The organism is Lysinibacillus sp. LZ02 (assembly GCF_050613145.1).
Classification (GTDB): Bacteria; Bacillota; Bacilli; order Bacillales_A; family Planococcaceae; genus Lysinibacillus_B.
Window position 1 is genome coordinate 3,222,583 of the sequence record NZ_CP192507.1, and the last position, 21,137, is coordinate 3,243,719.

The following is a 21,137-nucleotide window of genomic DNA, read 5'->3' on the forward strand; positions in this document are numbered from 1 at the left end:
TGTACGTCCTCCTCTAATTAAGCTTCTTCTACTACAGCGTTTGTATCTTCAATACCTAATTCAGCTTTAATCCACTCGTAACCTTCAGCCTCTAAACGTTGCGCTAATTCAGCACCGCCTGATTTTACGACTTTCCCTTGCATCATTACGTGAACGTGGTCAGGTGTAATGTAGTTCAGTAGACGTTGGTAGTGCGTGATCATTAAGCAACCGAAGCCTTCGCCGCGCATTTCGTTAATGCCTTTTGATACAACTTTTAATGCGTCGATATCAAGACCTGAGTCGATTTCGTCAAGAATACCAAAAGTTGGTTTAATCATCATCATTTGAAGAATTTCGTTACGCTTTTTCTCACCACCAGAGAAACCTTCGTTTAAGTAACGTTGACCCATTTCTTCTGGCATTTCTAAGAATGCCATTGTTTTATCTAATTCACGGATGAATTTCATTAATGAAATTTCATCACCTTCTTGGCGACGCGCGTTAATTGCTGAACGTAAGAAGTCCGCGTTTGTTACACCTGAAATTTCAGATGGATATTGCATTGCTAGGAATAGACCCGCTTTTGCACGCTCGTCTACTTCCATTTCTAACACGTTTTCGCCATCAAGTAATACTTCACCTTGCGTTACTTCATATTTAGGGTGTCCCATGATTGCAGATGCTAGTGTAGATTTACCAGTACCGTTAGGACCCATGATTGCATGTACTTCATTTGTGTTAATCGTAAGGTTTACACCTTTTAAAATCTCTTTTCCGTCGATTTCAACGTGAAGATCTTTAATTTCTAAAGTTGCCATTAAACTACCTCCATTAATTCATCGCATGGTTTTTCCATTGCTATTTTATTATCATAAACAATCTTAACTGAAATGAGAATCAGTTGCAAACAGTTTAGAATAATTTTAATTAAATAACAGCAAATCTTTTTTCCAAAACAGTATCATAGTAGGATTTCATATAAATAAAACGGAATGATTATCATTTTATATTTTTTCAATAAGATACACTCAATTGAGAATCAATATCAATTTATAATACACTGTATAATATAAAAAAGCGCTTAAAAAGCGCCATTTTTCCACTTTCTAAACACCATCGCTCTATTTTCCCTCAAATGGAGATTCTTTATACATGCTAACTCACCTCTCTATACTCTTTAAATAGGATACGGGCTCCCGATATTACATACAGGTGTTCCCCTCGCTGAAGTGATAGGATTATGTATAACTTTGTATTAAATCTAAAATTTTTTTCTTTGTTTCTCTAAGAGCTAACAACTTTTCAAAAATGACACTTTGCATACCATTCACTTTCTAATTTAAGAATTCTGAAACCGAAACTTAACCTATGTAAAAACTACACCAACAATCATTGGAAGTTTACAAACGATTGCGGTGTAGTTTCTTAATGAGAAATTTTTCAGTAAGTTCTTCGTATTTTGTTACTTTTGGCTTTCTTGAACTACTTCTGTCGCTGCAGCTTCAATTTCATCAATCGCCCAATGTGACGTAGAAACATCTGTAAACATAGATTTTTCAATAGTTGTTACAGGTTTTATCTCAAATAAGCGATTCAATACTTTTACTGCTTGCGCACGCGTTAGAAAACCATTTGGATTGAATGCTGTATCACTCACTCCTGACATAATACCAAGTGCACTCACTTTTTCAATCGCACTTGCTGCCCAGTGCGTCGAATGAACATCGTTAAATGTTTTGCCTGTTGTTTCCGATGTGCAATATTCTTTTGTTGTGTTTTCTGTACAGTGTTGCTCCATCCAACGTACAATGACACTCGCCATTTGGGCACGAGTAATCGAACCGTTTGGATTAAACGTTGTCTCGCTTGTTCCACTAAACAAGCCTGTTGTTTTTACAAATTCAATCGCATCTTTTGCTCCGTGGTTTTCTACGTCTGTAAACGATGCACGCGCCGCTGTTGGAATGTTGTTGTTCGTTAAGTGACGTGCCAGCATTGTCGCCATTTGCGCGCGTGTAACATTCGCATTGGGACGGAATGTACCATCTGCATATCCTTGAATATACGGTGCTTTCACTACTGTTTCGAGTTGCTTCAAATCGGGTGCATAAAGTAATGTGAACGTTGAGAAATGCTCGACATCAAATTCTACCCCACGCACGCCTGGTTCGAATTCAACCATTTTGCCACGTTTAATTTCCGTTGTACCATCGCTGTGTTGAATATACACAACTAACTGCTCAAGCTGTTGTGCTGTTACAGTTGCTGGCAATGGAAGTGTGAGTGTGACACGGTGACTTTGCATATTCGTTTCAATTGTCACCGGATTACCTAAAACTGAAATTGTTGCTGTATTTGTTACAAGTTGTTGTAATTGTCCATCTTGTATCGCATCCGCTTGAATCGTTTCTTTTTTTACAGGCTCTTTCACCGGTACAATACGGAAGTATAAATCATTCGTCCAATTTTCTAATGATGTATTCGGAACTAGGATCTTTGAATTCGCTGTACTAATTGAAAGACTTGTCTCTCCATTTGCAAGTGTTGAAACCGCCTGCTGTGATACATTCACCTCTGTTTCTCCTACCATCCCTGTTGCATCTGGAATAACAATGCGCGATACTTTTTGCTCTTGTCCTGCTAATTTTTGAGTAGATTCTAACGCCTTCTCAGGTGTAAAGTTAACTCTATCTTTCACATGGCCATTCTCCGTTGTACGTGTAATCTCCGTTTGTGCAATGACCATATCGGGATTCGCATCATCCACCACATCCACCACAATTTTTTGCGTGTTCGATGTTGATGGCCCTGGATCTGGGTTTGGCCCTGGATCTACAGGAGCTGTAGGTGTCACTGCACTCGATTCCGCAGATTCCACACCATTTCCGGCACTATTCATTGCAATCACCTTAAATGTATACGCTGTACCGTTTGTTAAGCCCATTACTGTCACAGGACTTGACGTTCCCGTTTTCGCTAGCGCCGGTTGTTCCACACCACCGACATACACTTTGACTGTGTATCCCGTAATGGCACTACCTCCATTGTTCGTTGGGGCATCAAAGCTCACCGTTGCTTGGGCGTTTCCTACTGTTACCATCACATTCGTTGGCATTCCTGGGGCTGTTACTGAAACTGGATTAACAACTTGTGTTACCGTGAATGTCACAGGTGTTAAATTGTCTGCACTCACTGTCACCGTTGCTGTATATGTCCCGACTGCTAAACCATCCTTTGCTTTTACTGTAAACGTTGCACTATCTGTACCTGTTAAGCTTGTCGCTTGCGGTTGTGTAATATCAAAGCTACTCGCATCTGCTCCACTTAATGCAACAGCTACATTTGCCAAGCTTCCTGTGCCGGTGTTCTGAATCGTCAACGTCTTGGTTTCTTGCGTACCACTTGTATAACCGGCTGTGAGTGAGATGAATGTTTGATTATCAATTGTGTCAATCGTATAGGTTTGTGGTATCGGCGGTACCGCATTTACAACTTGTGTTACCGTAAATGTCACAGGTGTTAAATTATCTGCACTCACCGTCAACGTCCCCGTATATGTCCCGGTTGCTAAACCATCCTTCACTTTTACTGTAAACGTTGTACTATCTGTCCCTGTTAAGCTTGTCGCTTGCAGTGGCGTGATGTCAAAGCTACTCGCATCTGTTCCACTTAATGCAACCGCTACATTCGTCAGGCTTCCCGTACCCGTATTCTGAATCGTCAACGCCTTCGTTTCTTGCGTACCGCTTGCATAACCGGCTGTCAGTGCAGTCAATGTTTGATTGCCAATGGTGTTAATCGTATAGGTTGGTGGTGGCACATTTACAACCTGCGTTACATTGAATGTCACAGGTACTAAATTACCCGCACTCACTGTCACCGTCGCTGTATATGTCCCCGCTCCTAAACCATCCTTCGCTTTCACCGTAAACGTTGTACTATCTGTGCCTGTTAAGCTTGTCACTTGCGGTTGTGTAATATCAAAGCTACTCGCATCTGTTCCACTTAATGCGACTGCTACATTTGCCAAGCTTCCTGTACCAGTGTTCGTAATCGTCAACGTCTTTGTTTCTTGTGTACCGCTTGTATAGCCCGCTGTCAGTGCGGTCAATGTTTGATTGTCAATTGTGTCAATCGTATAAGTTGGCGCTGCTCTAGTCACTATAATGGTATATGTTTTTATTGTGTCGTCTTGTGCTGTTACACCAATAGTAATGGTGTTAGCTCCAACATTTAAGGCAATATTCCCACTTGCTTGACCGCTTACTACCGCTGTTCCATTCACCGTTACTGTTGCATTACTATCAGCTACAGTCGGCGTAACATTCACACTCGTTACATTATTTGCTACGTTTGCTGTGTAACTTGTCGTCCCTGCTGCAAAAGCTGGACTTAATGTGCCGTTAGACAGGACCAAATCGCTTAAATTTGCATTGGCGCTAGGTGCGACCGTTGTGAAGTTCCATGTTGTAGTATTCGAAATCCCTTGAATTGCTTGATGAGCAGAATCCTCAAAGGCTCCTGCATCTATTTGTACATAATAAGCCGTACCGTATGCTAAATTTGCTGTTGGATTAATTGTTACGGTTGAATCATTGACCGTGACATTCGACGCATCAGCCGCTATCGTTTCTACTAAACTATTATCTGACTTATATATACGAATGCTTTTTCCAGCAACCGCCGTGATAGCCTCACTAAAGGTCATTGTCAGATTTGTATTAACAGGAACATTTGTTGCATCATCAGCTGGTAACATCGATACGAGCGTCGGTATAGGATCTTCATTCACATTTATAATGGTGATAGTGAATGGTTTTTCAAAATTAAGACCACCGCTATCCGTTGCTCGAATTCGCACACTATAGCTATTTTTCGTTTCGTAATCAAATAAAGCATTTGTCAGTAGCTCATTACCACTAATATTAAAACTCCCATTGTCCGTATCCCCTGAGCCAGATACTAAACTATACGTAAATGTATCCCCTGCATCCGGATCTGTTGCACTCAGTGTTCCCACAACCGTGTTTGCAGGCTTATTTTCCTCTACAGATGATGAACCCAGTGTAAGATTAATTGGAGCCTCATTCACATTTGTAATATTAATTGTAAAACTTTTTTCGTAAGAATTATTAGCACTGTCCGTTACTTTAATTCGCACACTATAGCTGTTTTTCGCTTCGTAATCGAATAAAGCATTTGTCCGTAGCTCATTACCACTAATATTAAAACTTCCATTGTCCGTATCCCCTGAGCCAGATACTAAACTATACGTAAACGTGTCTCCTGCATCCGGGTCTGTTGCACTCAGTGTTCCCACAACCGTGTTTGCAGGGTTATTTTCCTCCACAGATGATGAACCCAGTGTAAGATTAATTGGAGCCTCATTCACATTTGTGATATTAATTGTAAAACTTTTTTCGTAAGAATTATTAGCACTGTCCGTTACTTTAATTCGCACACTATAGCTGTTTTTCGCTTCGTAATCGAATAAAGCATTTGTCCGTAGCTCATTACCACTAATATTAAAACTTCCATTGTCCGTATCGCCTGTCCCAGATACTAAACTATACGTAAACGTATCTCCTGCATCCGGGTCTGTTGCATTCAATGTTCCCACAACCGTATGCATGGGTTGATTCTCCGCTACCGATGAAGCGCTGAGCGATAAATCTGTCGGTGGAGAATTAGCAGGTGCTGAGTTAACGTCAATTAATTCAACTCTGGCAGGATCAAAGTAAACATAATTTTCACCTACTGCATTTGGCGAAGATAAAATTAATGTTACCTCATTTGTACGATCTAACTCTATATTTGCTTTCGTAAGCAAAGAGCCGATCGGCAACTCTATATCCTTGCTAAAGTCTGGAAAACTATAATCTGGGTTTGAAAACAGAAGGGTTTTACCAGGTACTACTGTAGGAAAACTTTGAGCTGGGGTTGCAGCAGTCCAATTATCCGTTTGTCCAATCCCAATTTGCAAATTTGGAATAGGCCCTCCTCCTCCATCTCCTTCAAATGCTCTAAGCCGTAACTTAGCATTGGAGTAGTTCGAAGTAGATGATAACGTAAACTTTAAATATCCTTCAAATGAGGCTGTCCCCGCATCTCTCCGTCCTACAACAATGTAATTTTCATAAACCTCTCCACTCCCTTGTCTTTTAATTGTTGTAATTTTTTGGGATGGACTTACGCTTTCCGCATTTACTGTTCCAATCAGAAAAAATGGTTGTACAATCGTGAGAACCATCGCAACTAACATAATGAATACTTTATTTCTTGTTGAATTTTTCACCCTTTCACCTCATTTATGGTCTAATTGGATAGTCTCCATCTAAACAAATAATAAAATTCATTGCCAAAAATGGTTGCATGTTATTATGTGGTTCACTTCCACCACTAAATCCAATTGCACTATCACCCATTGTAACCGGATTAGATTCATCTAAAGCTTTATATGGTCTTATTGCACCAAAACCCTTTTCTGTTCCCCAAACCGCATTTTCGGGACTACTCACACCTCCATCTGACACAGAAGAGCCCTGAGCAATATGATTATGCAAAGGTATTTGTGTAATATTTAACGACACTGTATTCTCACCATGTTGGCTACCAAATGCTCTAGGCGTTAATCCATTTCCATTTCCAAAATGCATCGGGGCCCTACCTCGTAAATCAGGAAGTTTAAATGTATTGACCCCGTCTCCTCCAAATCGAATACCTATTATGGAGTATAGTGCTGAATATTCCTGTATAAATAATATTTCACCGTTACAAAAAGCCCAGTTCTCTGGTGCAAAACTTCCTGCAAATAGACGAATTTCTCCAATATAAGCGTCCAATTCTATTTCCTCCTCTACCACCTAGGCGGGTATATTCCTTGTAGGGCTATGCAAAAAGATAATGTACAATAAGGCTGCATATTATTATGAGCATCCCCTTGTCCTGTTTGTGAGAGTGCATTTGAATTCATATCTACATTTGCAGTTTCAGCATACACGTTTGCAGTTGGCACACTTCCCCAGACTGCGTCTAAGGGAGAAAACTTGTTCGTGTCGCCTGAATCGGCTGCTATCTGGTGATTATGTGATGGTATTTCATTTACAGTCAAGGTATGCGCCGCTTCGCCGGCTGAAGTACCACGTGGAGTTACTGGAGATACATGAATCGGAACACGTCCTTGCAAATTAGGTAATGCAAATGTAGTCTTGCCATCACCTCCGTAAGTGTTACCTATTAATGAAAAAAGAGCACTATTTTGCTGAACAGATAAAATTTGTCCATTACACGAAGCCCATCCTTGTGGAATAACACCAAAAGCAAAAGGTCGAATTTCTCCTATAAATGGTTCTGCCATTTTCCTTCACTCCTTTCTATTGTTGTACGGGATAATTTCCTACTGTCGCGATAATAAAATTAATTGCGAAGGAGGGCATCATATTATTATGTGACGTACTGCCTCCTATAGCCTCTACAAGCCTCTCATCCATTGGGACAATACCCGAAGCTGTATTTGTTTGATAGCTTGTAAAACTTGTATATCCCCATACACCACTAGCTGGAGAACTATTTATTGCATCATTCTGATTTGCGTTGGCCCTCACAGTATGTGTATGAGCCGGAAGCTCTGCTTGTGTCAATGTGACTCTCTCAGTTCCTCCCACACTACCAAGTGCGTATTGTTGACTTTTATGGATAGGTATTCTGCCTCGCAAATCAGGTAAAGCGAAGGTTGTCCTACCATCACCCCCATACATTGTACCGATTAATGAATACAGCGCCTCATTTCCATTAATCAGAAGCACTTGACCGTTGCATAACGCCCATCCTACTGGTGCATAATTTCCGCTAAACATCCGAATTTCTCCTATATATGCATCTGCCATTCTTCACCCTTCTTTCTATTTATTATATTTCCTGCCATTACGTTCTCACGTATAAGCCATTTGCTTCAACCAATCGAAGCCCAACTCTTTTACGAAAAGCTTGCAACATGACTGGCTTGTCTCCTTTACTTGCTTTCTGTTGGAGTAACTCTAAAATAAAGTGAAACTTCAATCAGTGGGGGTTTTCCTCATCCCCCACTGATTGAGAGAGGAACGCAAGCTAAGAACGCCACGTCGTGTGGCAACGCCTGCGTGACCAACGTCCTGTTGCCCTTAACCAATCGGGCTTTTACGGGCAGTTGATCTCCCACCTATGCTTATCGATTTTCCTTAAGCCTTGAGGTGGGAGTCTTAATGCCCGTTAATGCGGGATAAAAGCTCCTATTCCTTTTCCTTGATAACTAGTTGATAAGGAACAGTCTATAAGATGAAGGTGTTCGGGCCCACACATGTCCCGGCATATCTATTTTCGCAAAGATTTATATAATGATTAGCTGTGGGAAATCGCTGACTATATGGAAGCTTTTGTGCTTGCCACTGCATACTTAAAAACGCCCCTATTTGTTCTGACAACCATCCACAAAATCCCACTTTTTGTTGTCTAATAGATATGTAGATTTAAAAAAGAAACGCGTCATCCACTTTTACTATAGTTTTCAACTCACATTTCATCTAGACTACCTGCCAAAATCTCCTTCTACACCCTAGCTTAGTTCGATGCAAAATCATCTCCTCTCCGAATATATGTTTCACTACTTCAAATTCACATATGGATTTCCAACCAGAATATATCCTCATTTTGGTTACAAAACTATATATTTCTAGTATAAGAGTACTTGGTGTTAATATTTATTAAAGATTTGTTTGTATTTTTAAAATTCACTTTATGAATAGGTGATGATAATGCAGCATAAAGTTTTAATTATTGAAGATGATGCAACAATTAGTGAATTACTAGATCTTTTTTTGACTAGTAATGGATTTACAACTACTTTTGCTAGTGATGATTACGAAGATTTACTTCAGTTTGAAAAAGAGCACCCCCATCTTGTTTTATTAGACTTAATGATGCCGAACTTAGGTAGCATACGAACGTGTCGAGAAATCCGTACAATTTCTAGCGTTCCCATTATCTTTATACGTTGCAATAAGGATTCTATAGATATTATTGAAGGATTAGAGGTAGGGGGAGACGATTACGTCATAAAGCCATTTAAAATGGAGGAGTTGTTAGCGCGTATTCGCTCCAACTTACGAAGAACGCCCGTTTATCATCAAGCAAATTTTCAGCCTACCTTTAGACCGATTCATCAAAAAGCACTTCAATTTAATGAGTTAAAAATTGATGAATCGAACCAAAAAGTATATATAGTCGGTGATAGAAACTTAGATTTTCAAACAAAGCTTTTGAATCGTTTTTCAAGTGTTTGATTTATCATCTGAATAAATCCTTGTACTGCTTTTTTTATCTGTCCTACATTTGAAAAGAAGATATTTTGAATCACGGTTGCTTTCATAAAATCAAGTATTTCAAGCAAGCCATCTCAGTCGACGTCATATCCACTTTGTTGATTTTCGAAAACAGCTGACCTTAAACTGTAATTGCTGGGCGTAACGTGTTAATTCTTCACGGTACTTACACGGCAATAAACGACAGCCCGCTTTTTGTTGTGTCATCATTGTTCACTCGCTACTTTAATGGAATTCGTTTCTTCTTGTGTTGAAAGTCTAACAACATATACGGAGTCTTTTTCAACAGGAATCGTAATCGTTTGACCTGTAGTTAGCAGTTGATTAAATAAATAATTCTCCTTTTGTACAAAAGAAACCCAGTCTTGCGTAGACATTTTCCCACGATATTCATCGGCTAATGACCATAACGTATCGCCATGCTGAACTGTAATCTGTTCGTATTGTTCAATTTTTTCATCTGTTATGTATAAGTATGTCACAAATGCTACTGTAACCCCTAAAAGTAGTGCTATATAGCTATTTTTCTTTAACCAATTCATCTATAAATCCCCCTTCGAACATTCGTTTTTTTGCATTTAAACGAACTTACATTCGGTTCCCTGTTCTTATATGTTATACTGAATCTAAATAATAATCTCTTACAGAGAGGTGAAAAAACATGACAAAAGTATCTAAACGACAAGAAGCAATTTTAGCATTCATCAAAGAAGAAGTACGTTCTAAAGGCTATCCACCGTCCGTTCGTAAAATAAGGGAAGCTGTCGGACTAGCTTCTAGCTCAACCGTTCATGGTCATTTAGCTCGTCTTGAAAGCAAGGGGCTAATTCGTCGTGACCCTACGAAGCCATGCGCTATTGAAATATTAAATCAAGAAGATACACTCACAACTAAAGTAGACGTTATTCATGCTCCTTTAATCGGCAAAGCAACAGCCAGTCTAGCTATTTATTATATTTCCTACCATTACATTCTCACGTATAAGCCATTTGCCTCAACTAATAAAAACCTAACCCTTTCATGAAAGAAACATGGCAGAATTTTCATGAAAAACTTGCAACATGACTCGCTTGCCTCCTTTACTTGCTTTCTGTTGGAGTAACTCTAAAATAAAAGTCCCATTCCTTTTCCTTGATAACTAGGTAATAAGGAACAGTCTGTAAGATAAAGGTGTTCGGGCTCACACATGTCCCGGCATACCTATTTTCGTAAAGATTTATATAATGATTAGCTGTGGGAAATCGCTGACTATAGGGAAGCTTTTGTGCTGACCACTACAGACTTAAAAACGCCCCTATTTGTTCTGACAAGCATCCCCAAGATTCCACTTGTTGTTGGCTAATAGATATGTAGATTAAAAAAAGAAACGCGTCATCCGCTTCCGCTTTTACTATAGTTTTCAACTCACATTTCATATAGACTACCTACCAAAATCTACTTCTACACCCTAGCTAAGTTCGATGCAAAATCATCTCCTCTCCGAATTTATGCTTTACTACTTCAAATTCACATATGGATTTATAACCAGAAAATATCCTCTTTTCGGTTACAAAACTATATATTTCTAGTATAATAGTACTTAGTTTTAATATTTGTTAAAGAGTTGTTTATATTTTTAAAATTCACTTTATGAAGGGGTGATGACAATGCAGCATAAAATTTTAATTATTGAAGATGATCCAACGATTAGTGAATTACTAGATCTCTTTTTGACTAGTAATGGATTTACAACTACTTTTGCTAGTGATGGTTACGAAGGTTTACTTCAGTTCGAAAAGGAACACCCCCATCTTGTTTTATTAGACTTAATGATGCCGAACTTAGGTGGCATACAAACGTGTCGAGAAATCCGTAAAATTTCTAACGTTCCCATTATCTTTATAAGCTGCAATAAGGATTCTATAGATATTATTGAAGGATTAGAGGCAGGGGGAGACGATTACGTTATAAAACCATTTAAAATGGAGGAGTTGTTAGCGCGTATTCGCTCCAACTTACGAAGAGCGCCCGTTTATCATCAAGCAGATTTTCAGCCTACCTTTAGACCAATTCATCAAAAAGTACTTCAATTTAATGAGTTAAAAATTGATGAATCGAACCAAAAAGTATATATAGATGAACAAGAGATTTCATTATCTTTTAAAGAATATCGACTTTTATTGTTTCTAGCACAGAATCCAAATAAAATTTGGAGTGCCACGGAGCTTTACAGTAATATTTGGGGAAATGATAGCGTTGGTGATACGCGAACAATCAATGTTCACATTAGTAATATTCGAAAGAAAATAGAGCCCGATGTTTCGAATCCAAAATTTATTTTAACGATTCGTGGAGGTGGATTTATGTTTGATGATAAATAAAAAAAATAACTATACCTTTATATTTTTAGTCATTAGTTGTATTTTTTTCTTTGTGCCTACGAACAGTTACGCTACACAACAAAACCTACCTGTTGCACAAAATGGAAAGATGGATTTACAACAATGGATTCCCTCACCATCCTCAGAGAACATCTCATTAAAGGGGGAATGGGCCTTTTATTGGAATGCATTATTAACGCCCGACCAGCTTCAAATTTCACAAATTCAACCTAGCTATGTAAAAACACCTTCTGAATGGTCTAATTTATCCGTTGATGGTAAACCACTCCCAAATGAAGGGTTTGCTACTTACCATTTAGTAATTGACTTACATACAGAAGCTATTAATCAACCATTGGCACTACAAGTTCCTTCTAGTAGCTCTGCCTATAAAGTATGGGTAAATAATCAATTACTTGCTACATCGGGTACAGTTGGGACAAGTGCTGAGTCTGAAAAGCCTTGGACGTATTCGCAAGTTGTCTATTTCACTTCAACTACACAAACGGTGGATTTAGTTGTCCAAGTGTCTAATTTTCATCAGCGAAAAAACGGGATGTGGGACTCTTTCATCATCGGTCATCCGAAGTCAATTATGAAAGAAAACTTCTTCCACGGTGCTACGATGAAACTTACCCTTGTCGGTAGCTTGCTCATGATGACTATTTTTTATTTCTTTACATATTTTTTCCGCCGTACAAACGTAGTAGCTTTACTCTTTAGTGGTCTTTGTTTAATGTTCAGTATCCGACTTTCTGTAACAGATGGCTATATACTTCGCTACTACATTCCTGAAGATGCGTTTTATACTGTTTATACGCTAGAATACTTATCAACTAGTTTAGGGATGTTGCTACTCATTCAATATATTTCTCATATTTTCCCGAATGAAACACATTCACTTATTTCAAAGATTCTTATGTATATAAGTGCCTTCTATTCATTGTTTTTTTTAGTAACACCTCCTGATGTTTTTACGTATACTATTAAATTTCATTTTGCTAACATGATGATCGTCATTTTGTATCATATTGTTTACGTTTTTCCACTCGCTATTTATCGAAAAAGAAAGTGGGCATGGGCTAATTTCATAACTTCTCTATTCGTCATTCTCTCTCTCTTTAATGATTGGCTTTATTATATCGTTGGGACATCTACAATATTGCTTCATTATGTCAGTGTATTTTTATTTTTCCTTGTTCAAATCGTAACAGTAGCTCATCAAATGGCGAATGCTCATAGGCGATTAGAAGTAGTATCACAGGAGTTAACCTATTTGAACGCCAATTTAGAGCATATGGTCGATGAAAGAACGAAGGAATTACACGAGCTGAACGATGAACTAGCTGCCTCTAATGAAAAGTTAAAAAATGTTGCGGTTTCTCGACGAAAGCTATTAGCGAATATTTCACATGATATAGGCACGCCTATGCAGTCTGCTCTAGGGTTTGTTGAAATGCTTTCGGGCGGACTTATCCGAGAAAATCAGGAAAAGTATTTACACATTGTTCTTAACAAACTGCTTTTCATGAAAAAGTTAACCGATGATTTATTTGATTTAGTAAAACTAGAGGAAAATCAAATTACGTATCAATTTACTGATGAAAATGCTGAACATTTTTATAACAGCATACAGCAACAGTTTATGCATGACTTTTTGAAAAGTGATTTAACATTCATTGCCGAGCCGTTCCCACAGCTGTATCATCATGAACAGGCTTATATAAATATGGATGTCTTTCGAATGAATCAAGTTATACAAAACTTACTTCAAAATGCGATAAAATTTACACCTGCTGGAGGGGCGATTCGAATCCGTGCAGAAATACAGCGTGATGATGAACACATCATTTTCCATATTGCAGATTCCGGTATTGGGATGGATAAAGAGCAATTATCAAAAGTGTTTAAGCGCTTCTATAAAGCAGATGAAGCGCGTTTGACAGCAAACGGAGGCATGGGACTCGGGTTGTGCATCGCCAAAGAAATTACCCTTGCACATCATGGCGATATTTTAGCTAGTAGCGAAAAAGATAAAGGCAGTATTTTTTCGATTATTCTCCCTGTGGAAATAAAAACGGACCCATATATAACTAAAGAAAGTTGACTCATTCCTGATGTCATAGTTTAATTTTAGGTAAACTTTTAACTATTTGAACTACTCCCACTTACTCATTGGGCTACCCCTTCTCATTCCTTGAAGCGGGCGTCTTCTGTCGGGTAACAATAAAAAGTTCAATAATATGTGTGCTTACACATACTATTGAACTCTTTTTTATTGTGCGATTTTTGCTTCCTGTAAATAATAATCCACACTCGCTGCCACAGCACGCCCCTCTTTAATCGCCCAAACGACTAAGCTTTGACCACGCCTTGCATCACCTGCTGCAAATACGCCTGGAATATTCGTTTCAAAATCTTTTATCGATGCGCGAATGCGATTATTCGCAATTTCTACACCAAAGTGCTCCGGTAACGGCTTTTCAACCCCTTCAAAACCAATCGCTACAAATACATGCTGAGCTGGCCAAATGCGCTCTGTACCTGGTAGTTCTTTAAAGTAGTGGAAGCCATCATCACCTAAGATTTTTTCCATTTGAATCGTGTGCAATTCTTTTACTTGACCATGTTCATCCTTCACAATTTTTTGTGTTTGGATACAATACTCACGTGGGTCATACCCCTTCACATCATTTACTTCTGCATATGCGTAGTCTAATGTGAATACGTTTGGATCTTTCGGCCATGGATTATCCTCTGTACGTGTGAATGGCAATGCTGGGTGTTTACCAAATTGATAAACAGATTTACATTTTTGACGAATCGCTGTCGCTACACAGTCTGCCCCTGTATCGCCCCCACCGATAACAATGACGTCTTTGCCTTCGACACTTAATGCTTTACCGTCTTCAAAATTTGAGTCTAGTAAGCTTTTTGTGACGTCTGTTAAATAATCCATTGCTAAGTGGATACCCTGTGCCTCTGAGCCTTCCATGTGGAGTAGGCGTTGTTTCTGTGCACCGATACATAAAACGACTGCATCATATTGTGTACGTAATTCGTCTGCTGTTACATCTCCCCCTACATTGATACCACATTTAAACTCAATTCCCTCTAATGATAGAAGATTTACACGACGCTCAATAACTTCTTTTTCAAGCTTCATGTTAGGGATACCGTACATTAAAAGCCCCCCTGGACGGTCAGCACGTTCAAATACTGTCACCGTATGCCCAAGTTGATTTAATTGGTCTGCCGCTGCTAAACCAGCAGGACCTGAGCCGATAATTGCTACCTTGTATCCTGTACGTTGGCGGGGCATGCGCGGTACAACCCATCCATTTTCAAAGCCTTTATCGATAATCGTACGTTCAATCGATTTAATCGCTACTGCTGGATCTGTAATCGCTAATGTACAAGATCCTTCACAAGGCGCTGGACAAACACGCCCTGTGAATTCTGGGAAGTTATTCGTCATATGCAGACGATCTAAAGCTTCCTTCCATTGTCCTTTATATACTAAATCGTTCCACTCTGGAATCACGTTATGAATTGGACAACCTGCAGCTGTTCCGCGGATTTCAATTCCCATATGACAAAACGGTGTACCGCAGTCCATACAACGTGCTCCTTGTGTTTGCAAAGACTCATCTGACAGCCTAGAAGCGTACTCTTTCCAACTTGAGACACGCTCTAGTGTTGGCTGTTCCTTTGTTTTTTCTCGTTTGTATTCCATAAATCCAGTAGGTTTACCCATGCTAGAACCCTCCTCTTATTTAGAAATGGCAAGCTCCTTGCTGCCTGTTGTTTCTACAAATGCTTGCATCGCTGCATTTTCTTCTGTTAAGCCCTGTAGCTTGTGGAATTCGATTTTATCAAGCATTTTTTGATAATCCGTTGGTACAACTTTTACAAATTTCGGTACCATTTGCTCCCACTTCGCTAATACATCCAGTGCTAGTGAGCTATCTGTATGCTCTAAATGCTGAATAATCATTGTACGCACAGCTTCCATCTCAGCTTTCTCTTCTAGCTTGGCAAATTCAATCATTTCCATATTACATTGTGCTTTGAACGCTGCTTCATTTGTCGGTAATACATAGGCAATACCACCTGACATACCAGCCCCAAAGTTTTGACCAACGTCACCTAAGATGACAATTTTTCCGCCTGTCATGTACTCACAGCCATGATCCCCGATACCTTCAACAACAATATTTGCCCCTGAGTTACGGACAGCGAATCGGTGGCCAGCACGTCCGTTCATAAATGCCTGACCGCTTGTCGCACCATATAAACATACATTACCGGCGATCACATTTTTCTCATAATGACCTTTTATTGGTGAAGCAGCTACTACTTTACCGCCAGATAATCCTTTACCGAAGTAGTCATTGACATCTCCAACAACTGTCATTGTCATACCACGTGGGGTAAAGGAACCGAAACTTTGACCAGCGTGACCATGGAATTTTAAATTGATTGTATCGTTTGGTAATCCTTGTTCACCGTACTTACGTGAAATTTCACTCCCAATGATTGTGCCCATGACACGATCTGTATTTTTAATCGGGAATTGTAACTCCACTTTTCGTTTTTCAGCAATCGCTTGTTCAAGCTGTGGCAATAAATGCACCATATCAAAGCTTTGCTCGATACCATGATCTTGCTCACGTTGTTTTGTACGTGTACCTTGTACTTGATAAAGAAGGGCTGATAAATCTAGCTGACTCGCTTTCCAATGCTGCTTTGTGCGTTCTGAAATCGTTAATACATCTGTACGACCAACCATTTCTTCCACTGTACGGAAACCTAAAATCGACATATATTCACGCATTTCTTCTGCTACAAAGCGCATATAATTCACTACGTGGTCGGCACTGCCCATGAATTTGGCGCGAAGTTCTGGGTTTTGTGTCGCCACCCCTACTGGACAAGTATCTAAGTGACACGCACGCATCATGACGCAGCCTAAAACGATTAACGGTGCTGTTGCAAAACCAAATTCTTCCGCTCCTAGTAACGCCGCCATTACGACATCTTTCCCTGTCATTAACTTCCCGTCTGTTTCTAAAATGACACGATCTCGAAGACCGTTTAACATGAGCGTTTGATGCGCTTCTGCCAGACCAAGCTCCCATGGTAGACCTGTATGCTTAATCGATGTTTTCGGAGAAGCCCCCGTACCACCATCATATCCAGAAATCACGATGACATCTGCTGCCCCTTTTGCTACACCAGCAGCAATCGTTCCGACCCCTGCCTTCGCAACTAGTTTCACCGAAATACGTGCAAAGCGGTTAGCATTTTTTAAGTCGTGAATTAGCTCCGCCATATCCTCAATCGAGTAAATATCGTGATGCGGTGGTGGCGAAATTAAGCCTACACCTGGTGTTGAACCGCGCACTTCCGCAACCCATGGATATACTTTGTTCCCTGGTAATTGCCCACCTTCACCTGGTTTAGCGCCCTGTGCCATCTTAATCTGCAGCTCATCTGCATTTACTAAATAATGCGATTTTACACCGAAGCGGCCTGATGCAATTTGCTTAATAGCAGAACGTTTACTATCCCCATTTGCTTCTTGTGTGAAGCGTGTTGGATCTTCTCCCCCTTCACCAGAGTTTGAACGGGCACCTAACCGATTCATCGCAATGGCAAGTGTCTCATGCGCTTCTTTTGATAAAGAACCAAATGACATCGCCCCTGATTTAAAGCGTTTTACGATTGATTCTACTGACTCTACTTCTTCTAAAGGTACTTTTTTCTCCGCTTTTTTAAGATCAAATAAATTACGTAAGAAGCCAATACGTTCTTCATTTGCCATTTCTGCGAACATACGATATAAACCATAATCATTTTTACGTGTTGCCCATTGTAATGTATGAATTGTTTTTGGATTAAACGCGTGATGTTCTCCGTCCGCTCGCCACTGGAAGTCAGAGCCTGATTCTAATTCTGCTCGTAACGCGTCTACAGCACTTGCATGGCGACGTTTTGCCTCTTCACCGATTGTTGCTAAGTCGATACCGTCAATTTGTGAGGCTGTTCCTGTAAAGTGCTCCTCGATTACTTCCTTTCCAATACCGACCGCTTCAAATACTTGTGCACCGCGGTATGACTGTACTGTAGAAATCCCCATTTTCGACATGACTTTGACAACACCATCCGCTCCACCTTTGCGGAACTTTTTCACCGCTGTTTGGTAATCCAGAGTTAAGCTTCCTTTTTCAATTGCTTCTGCGATTGTCGCATAGACTAAATACGGATTAATCGCATCCACGCCAAAGCCGATTAATGCAGAGAAATGATGCACTTCACGTGCCTCAGCGCTATTTACAATGAGACTCACTTTCGTTCGTAAACCTTCACGCACTAAAAACTGGTGTAAGCTACTAGCCGCTAGTAGTACAGGGACTGTCGGTGTTGCTGGGTTTTCAACATTATCACAAAGTATCAATAACGTTTTACCAGCGTTAATTGCTTGAACAGCTTCTTGTCGTATACGATTTAGTTCATTTTCAATATTTTCTGTATATTGAAGTGATATGACCGCCGATTGGAAGCCCTTCTCTTTGTTGGCTACTAATTGTTTATACTCACTGTTTGTTAAAATTGGTGTATCTAAAATAATACGTCGTGCATTTTCTGCACTTGGGTGAAGTAAATTTCCTTCCTTGCCAAGCAGTGTCATTGTTGACGTCACAACATGCTCACGAATCGAGTCAATCGGTGGATTTGTTACTTGCGCAAATAATTGCTTGAAGTAATTAAATAATGATTGCGGACGATCGGATAACACAGCGAGTGGTGTATCATTGCCCATCGAACCGAGTGGATCTTTTCCATCTTTCGCTAAAGGAACAATATATTTTTGCACATCTTCAAATGTGTAGCCGTAAATTTTTTGACGTAGCGTTAAATCATTCAGCACGACTGGCTGCTCCTTTTCAGTTTTCAGCTTCAACATATTATCTTCAAGCCATTGTTGATAGGGCTCTTTTGCGACCATGTCTGCCTTTAGCTCATCATCTGAAATGATTTTTCCTTGCTCAAGGTCAATTAACAGCATACGACCTGGGCTTAAACGGTCTTTTAATACAACCTCTTCTTCTGGTACATCGACAACGCCTGTTTCAGAAGAGAAAATAACATGGTCGTCTTTTGTTACATATAGACGCCCCGGACGTAATCCATTTCGATCTAAAATAGCGCCGATTTGCTTACCATCAGTAAAACAAATCGCTGTCGGACCATCCCATGGCTCCATTAAACTCGCATGATATTGATAGAATGCTTTACGGTCTTTCTCCAGACGTGGGTTTTCTGTCCATGGCTCTGGAATTAACATCATCGCTGCATGTGCGGGTGTACGACCTGCTAATACAAAAAACTCAAATGCATTATCCAACATCGATGAATCCGATCCTGTTGTATCAATGATTGGCAAGATTTTTTGTAAATCTTCACCGAATGCTTCCGATACAAACTGTTGCTCACGTGCACGCATCCAGTTAATATTACCGCGTAGTGTATTAATTTCACCGTTATGGATAATATAACGATTTGGGTGTGCACGTTTCCAAGAAGGGAATGTATTGGTAGAATAACGGGAGTGAACAAGTGCAAAAGCCGATACAAAACTAGAATCTTGCAAATCTTGATAGAAGTCACTTACTTCCTCTGGCGCAAGTAAGCCCTTAAATACCATTGTCTCACTTGACAAACTTGGCATATATAACTCATAGCCCTGTGCCTCTGCCCAGTGCTCTAACTGTTTACGGATGACATATAATTTACGTTCAAATGCTAAGCGTTCCCCTGCTTTGTTGCCTACAAATACTTGGCGTACAACCGGTGCAGAAGATTTGGCAATAGCACTTAAGTTTTGTTTATTTGTCGGAGCCCAGCGCCAGCCAATTAAGCTTTGGCCTTCTTGTGCGATTAGCTCATTCATTTTTTCTTCAATCGCCATACGTTCTTGTTCTTTTTCTGTAAAAAATAATTGCCCTACAGCATACTCACCTTTTTCTGGTAAATGCAAGTCTGGACAGTTCGATTTAAAAAAGGCGTGAGGGATTTGTACCATAATCCCTGCTCCGTCACCTGTTTTTCCGTCTCCACCACGTCCAGCACGGTGCTCTAAGCGACATAACATTTCTAAACCGTTTTTTACGATATCATGTGATGGTTTCCCTTTAAAATTTGCGTACATACCAATACCGCACGCATCATGTTCAAATTCTGGCGAATAAAGGCCCTGTGGTTGTGGATATTGATGAAAAGTCATAATAAATTCCCCCCTAAATCTTTCACTAACGTATTTACATTTTAAAGTTTCCGAAATAATATAAACAATATATAGTTTGGATGGAATCAATCTAATATTTCGATAAATGAGGTGAAAGCGTTGGAATTAAGGCAATTACGCTACTTTGTAGAGGTAGCCGAGCGAGAACATATTTCTGAAGCAGCAGAATATCTTCACGTAGCACAGTCAGCGATTAGTCGACAAATTGCAAACTTAGAAGATGAACTAGGAACACCGCTTTTCGAACGAATTGGGCGTAATGTTAAGTTAACACCAATTGGTAAAATTTTTTTAGAACATGCAATTACCGCGTTGAAGGCAATTGACTTTGCTGCAAAGCAAGTGGAAGAATACTTAGATCCAGCAAAAGGAACAATCAAAATCGGTTTCCCCACAAGTTTAGCAAGTTATGTATTGCCAACGGTTATTTCTGCTTTTAAAAAGGAATATCCGGATGTATCTTTTCATTTACGACAAGGTTCGTATAAATTTTTAATCGAGGCTGTGAAAAATCGAGAATTAAATTTAGCTTTTTTAGGGCCACTTCCACCGAAAGATGAAGCGATTACACCAACCATTCTTTTTAGCGAGAATATCCATGCACTACTACCAGCAAATCACCCGCTTGCCAAAAATGAGCGTCTTAACTTAGTAGATTTACGTAACGAAAATTTTGTTTTATTCCCAGAAGGGTATATTTTGCATAAAGTAGCCGTGGAAGCATGTAAATCAGCTGGTTTTGTCCCAACGATTACATCGGAAGGAGAAGATATGGACGCACTAAAAGGGTTAGTGGCAGCAGGTATCGGGGTGACGTTATTACCTGAAAGCTCCTTATCTGACTCGACACCACGCTTTACCGTAAAAGTCCCAATCGCATTACCCGTAATCCGTCGTACAGTTGGTGTCATTTCCCCAACGAACCGAGAGCTCGCTCCATCTGAACAAGTGTTTTTGCAATTTGTTACAAACTTCTTTTCTCGTTTAACGCAATTTCAATAATGAAGCAGGGGGTGTCCCGAAAGTTTTCACTTTGGGAACACCTCTTTCTTAATACATCTCTACTTAAAAACATTGCTCCTGCGATGGTCGCAAAAGCGGTGATTTCCTGGGGAATATTGGCGAACA

Annotated in this window: 12 protein-coding genes and 1 pseudogene; 5 read left to right on the top strand and 8 right to left on the bottom strand. The window is 39.8% G+C overall.

What is annotated here, in order from left to right; all coding sequences use genetic code 11:
* Positions 1 to 17: 17 nt before the first annotated feature.
* From sufC to ACQQ2I_RS15675, 5 genes are all read right to left on the bottom strand, one after another.
* Entirely contained in the window at positions 18 to 800 is a 783-nt protein-coding gene (sufC, locus tag ACQQ2I_RS15655; RefSeq protein ID WP_431027699.1) for a Fe-S cluster assembly ATPase SufC, read from the bottom strand.
* Positions 801 to 1,444: 644 nt separating this feature from the next.
* Positions 1,445 to 6,277 carry an S-layer homology domain-containing protein gene (locus ACQQ2I_RS15660; RefSeq protein ID WP_431027700.1) on the bottom strand — a complete coding sequence of 1,611 codons (4,833 nt, stop codon included), beginning with the start codon at positions 6,275 to 6,277 and terminating at the stop codon, positions 1,445 to 1,447.
* 13 nt (positions 6,278 to 6,290) lie between these two features.
* Positions 6,291 to 6,824 (bottom strand): phage tail protein, encoded by a 534-nt coding sequence (locus ACQQ2I_RS15665; protein WP_431027701.1) that lies wholly within the window; start codon positions 6,822 to 6,824, stop codon positions 6,291 to 6,293.
* Between the two features lie 14 nt (positions 6,825 to 6,838).
* Positions 6,839 to 7,339 carry a phage tail protein gene (locus tag ACQQ2I_RS15670; RefSeq protein ID WP_431027702.1) on the bottom strand — a complete coding sequence of 167 codons (501 nt, stop codon included), beginning with the start codon at positions 7,337 to 7,339 and terminating at the stop codon, positions 6,839 to 6,841.
* Positions 7,340 to 7,355: 16 nt separating this feature from the next.
* A complete protein-coding gene (locus ACQQ2I_RS15675) occupies positions 7,356 to 7,868 on the bottom strand; it encodes a phage tail protein (RefSeq protein WP_431027703.1) in 513 nt (170 codons plus the stop codon).
* Positions 7,869 to 8,771: 903 nt separating this feature from the next.
* Between ACQQ2I_RS15675 and ACQQ2I_RS15680 the strand changes: the two genes are divergently transcribed.
* A complete protein-coding gene (locus ACQQ2I_RS15680) occupies positions 8,772 to 9,299 on the top strand; it encodes a response regulator (protein ID WP_431027705.1) in 528 nt (175 codons plus the stop codon).
* Between the two features lie 245 nt (positions 9,300 to 9,544).
* Here ACQQ2I_RS15680 and yneA read toward each other — a convergent pair whose 3' ends face one another.
* Positions 9,545 to 9,880, bottom strand: coding sequence for a cell division suppressor protein YneA (gene yneA, locus ACQQ2I_RS15685; protein WP_431027706.1), 336 nt, complete (start codon positions 9,878 to 9,880; stop codon positions 9,545 to 9,547).
* 119 nt (positions 9,881 to 9,999) lie between these two features.
* Here yneA and ACQQ2I_RS15690 point away from each other — a divergent pair.
* The 3 genes and pseudogenes from ACQQ2I_RS15690 to ACQQ2I_RS15700 all read left to right on the top strand — a co-directional run.
* Positions 10,000 to 10,287, top strand: a pseudogene (locus ACQQ2I_RS15690) (transcriptional repressor LexA); the annotation flags it as partial.
* A 697-nt stretch (positions 10,288 to 10,984) separates the two neighbouring features.
* Positions 10,985 to 11,698 carry a response regulator gene (locus ACQQ2I_RS15695; protein ID WP_431027707.1) on the top strand — a complete coding sequence of 238 codons (714 nt, stop codon included), beginning with the start codon at positions 10,985 to 10,987 and terminating at the stop codon, positions 11,696 to 11,698.
* Positions 11,688 to 13,805 carry a sensor histidine kinase gene (locus ACQQ2I_RS15700; protein ID WP_431030536.1) on the top strand — a complete coding sequence of 706 codons (2,118 nt, stop codon included), beginning with the start codon at positions 11,688 to 11,690 and terminating at the stop codon, positions 13,803 to 13,805. The genes ACQQ2I_RS15695 and ACQQ2I_RS15700 overlap by 11 nt, the downstream gene beginning before the upstream one ends.
* Positions 13,806 to 13,973: 168 nt before the next feature.
* Here the strand turns inward: ACQQ2I_RS15700 and ACQQ2I_RS15705 are convergent, their stop codons facing one another.
* A complete protein-coding gene (locus tag ACQQ2I_RS15705; protein ID WP_431027708.1) occupies positions 13,974 to 15,455 on the bottom strand; it encodes a glutamate synthase subunit beta in 1,482 nt (493 codons plus the stop codon).
* A gap of 15 nt (positions 15,456 to 15,470) precedes the next feature.
* Positions 15,471 to 19,988, bottom strand: a complete 4,518-nt coding sequence (gene gltB / locus ACQQ2I_RS15710; RefSeq protein ID WP_431027709.1) for a glutamate synthase large subunit — start codon at positions 19,986 to 19,988, stop codon at positions 15,471 to 15,473.
* Positions 19,989 to 20,108: 120 nt separating this feature from the next.
* On the opposite strand from gltB, the gene ACQQ2I_RS15715 reads away from it, so the two are divergent.
* Positions 20,109 to 21,011, top strand: coding sequence for a LysR family transcriptional regulator (locus tag ACQQ2I_RS15715; RefSeq protein ID WP_431027710.1), 903 nt, complete (start codon positions 20,109 to 20,111; stop codon positions 21,009 to 21,011).
* Positions 21,012 to 21,137: the final 126 nt, after the last annotated feature.

What these genes read in the sequence shown, in the direction of transcription:
- sufC (WP_431027699.1), bottom strand. Translation starts at nt 800, where the DNA reads ATGGCAACTTTAGAAATTAAAGATCTTCACGTTGAAATCGACGGAAAA.
- ACQQ2I_RS15670 (WP_431027702.1), bottom strand. Translation starts at nt 7,339, where the DNA reads ATGGCAGAACCATTTATAGGAGAAATTCGACCTTTTGCTTTTGGTGTT.
- ACQQ2I_RS15675 (WP_431027703.1), bottom strand. Translation starts at nt 7,868, where the DNA reads ATGGCAGATGCATATATAGGAGAAATTCGGATGTTTAGCGGAAATTAT.
- ACQQ2I_RS15680 (WP_431027705.1), top strand. Translation starts at nt 8,772, where the DNA reads ATGCAGCATAAAGTTTTAATTATTGAAGATGATGCAACAATTAGTGAA.
- yneA (WP_431027706.1), bottom strand. Translation starts at nt 9,880, where the DNA reads ATGAATTGGTTAAAGAAAAATAGCTATATAGCACTACTTTTAGGGGTT.
- ACQQ2I_RS15695 (WP_431027707.1), top strand. Translation starts at nt 10,985, where the DNA reads ATGCAGCATAAAATTTTAATTATTGAAGATGATCCAACGATTAGTGAA.
- ACQQ2I_RS15700 (WP_431030536.1), top strand. Translation starts at nt 11,688, where the DNA reads ATGATAAATAAAAAAAATAACTATACCTTTATATTTTTAGTCATTAGT.
- ACQQ2I_RS15705 (WP_431027708.1), bottom strand. Translation starts at nt 15,455, where the DNA reads ATGGGTAAACCTACTGGATTTATGGAATACAAACGAGAAAAAACAAAG.
- gltB (WP_431027709.1), bottom strand. Translation starts at nt 19,988, where the DNA reads ATGACTTTTCATCAATATCCACAACCACAGGGCCTTTATTCGCCAGAA.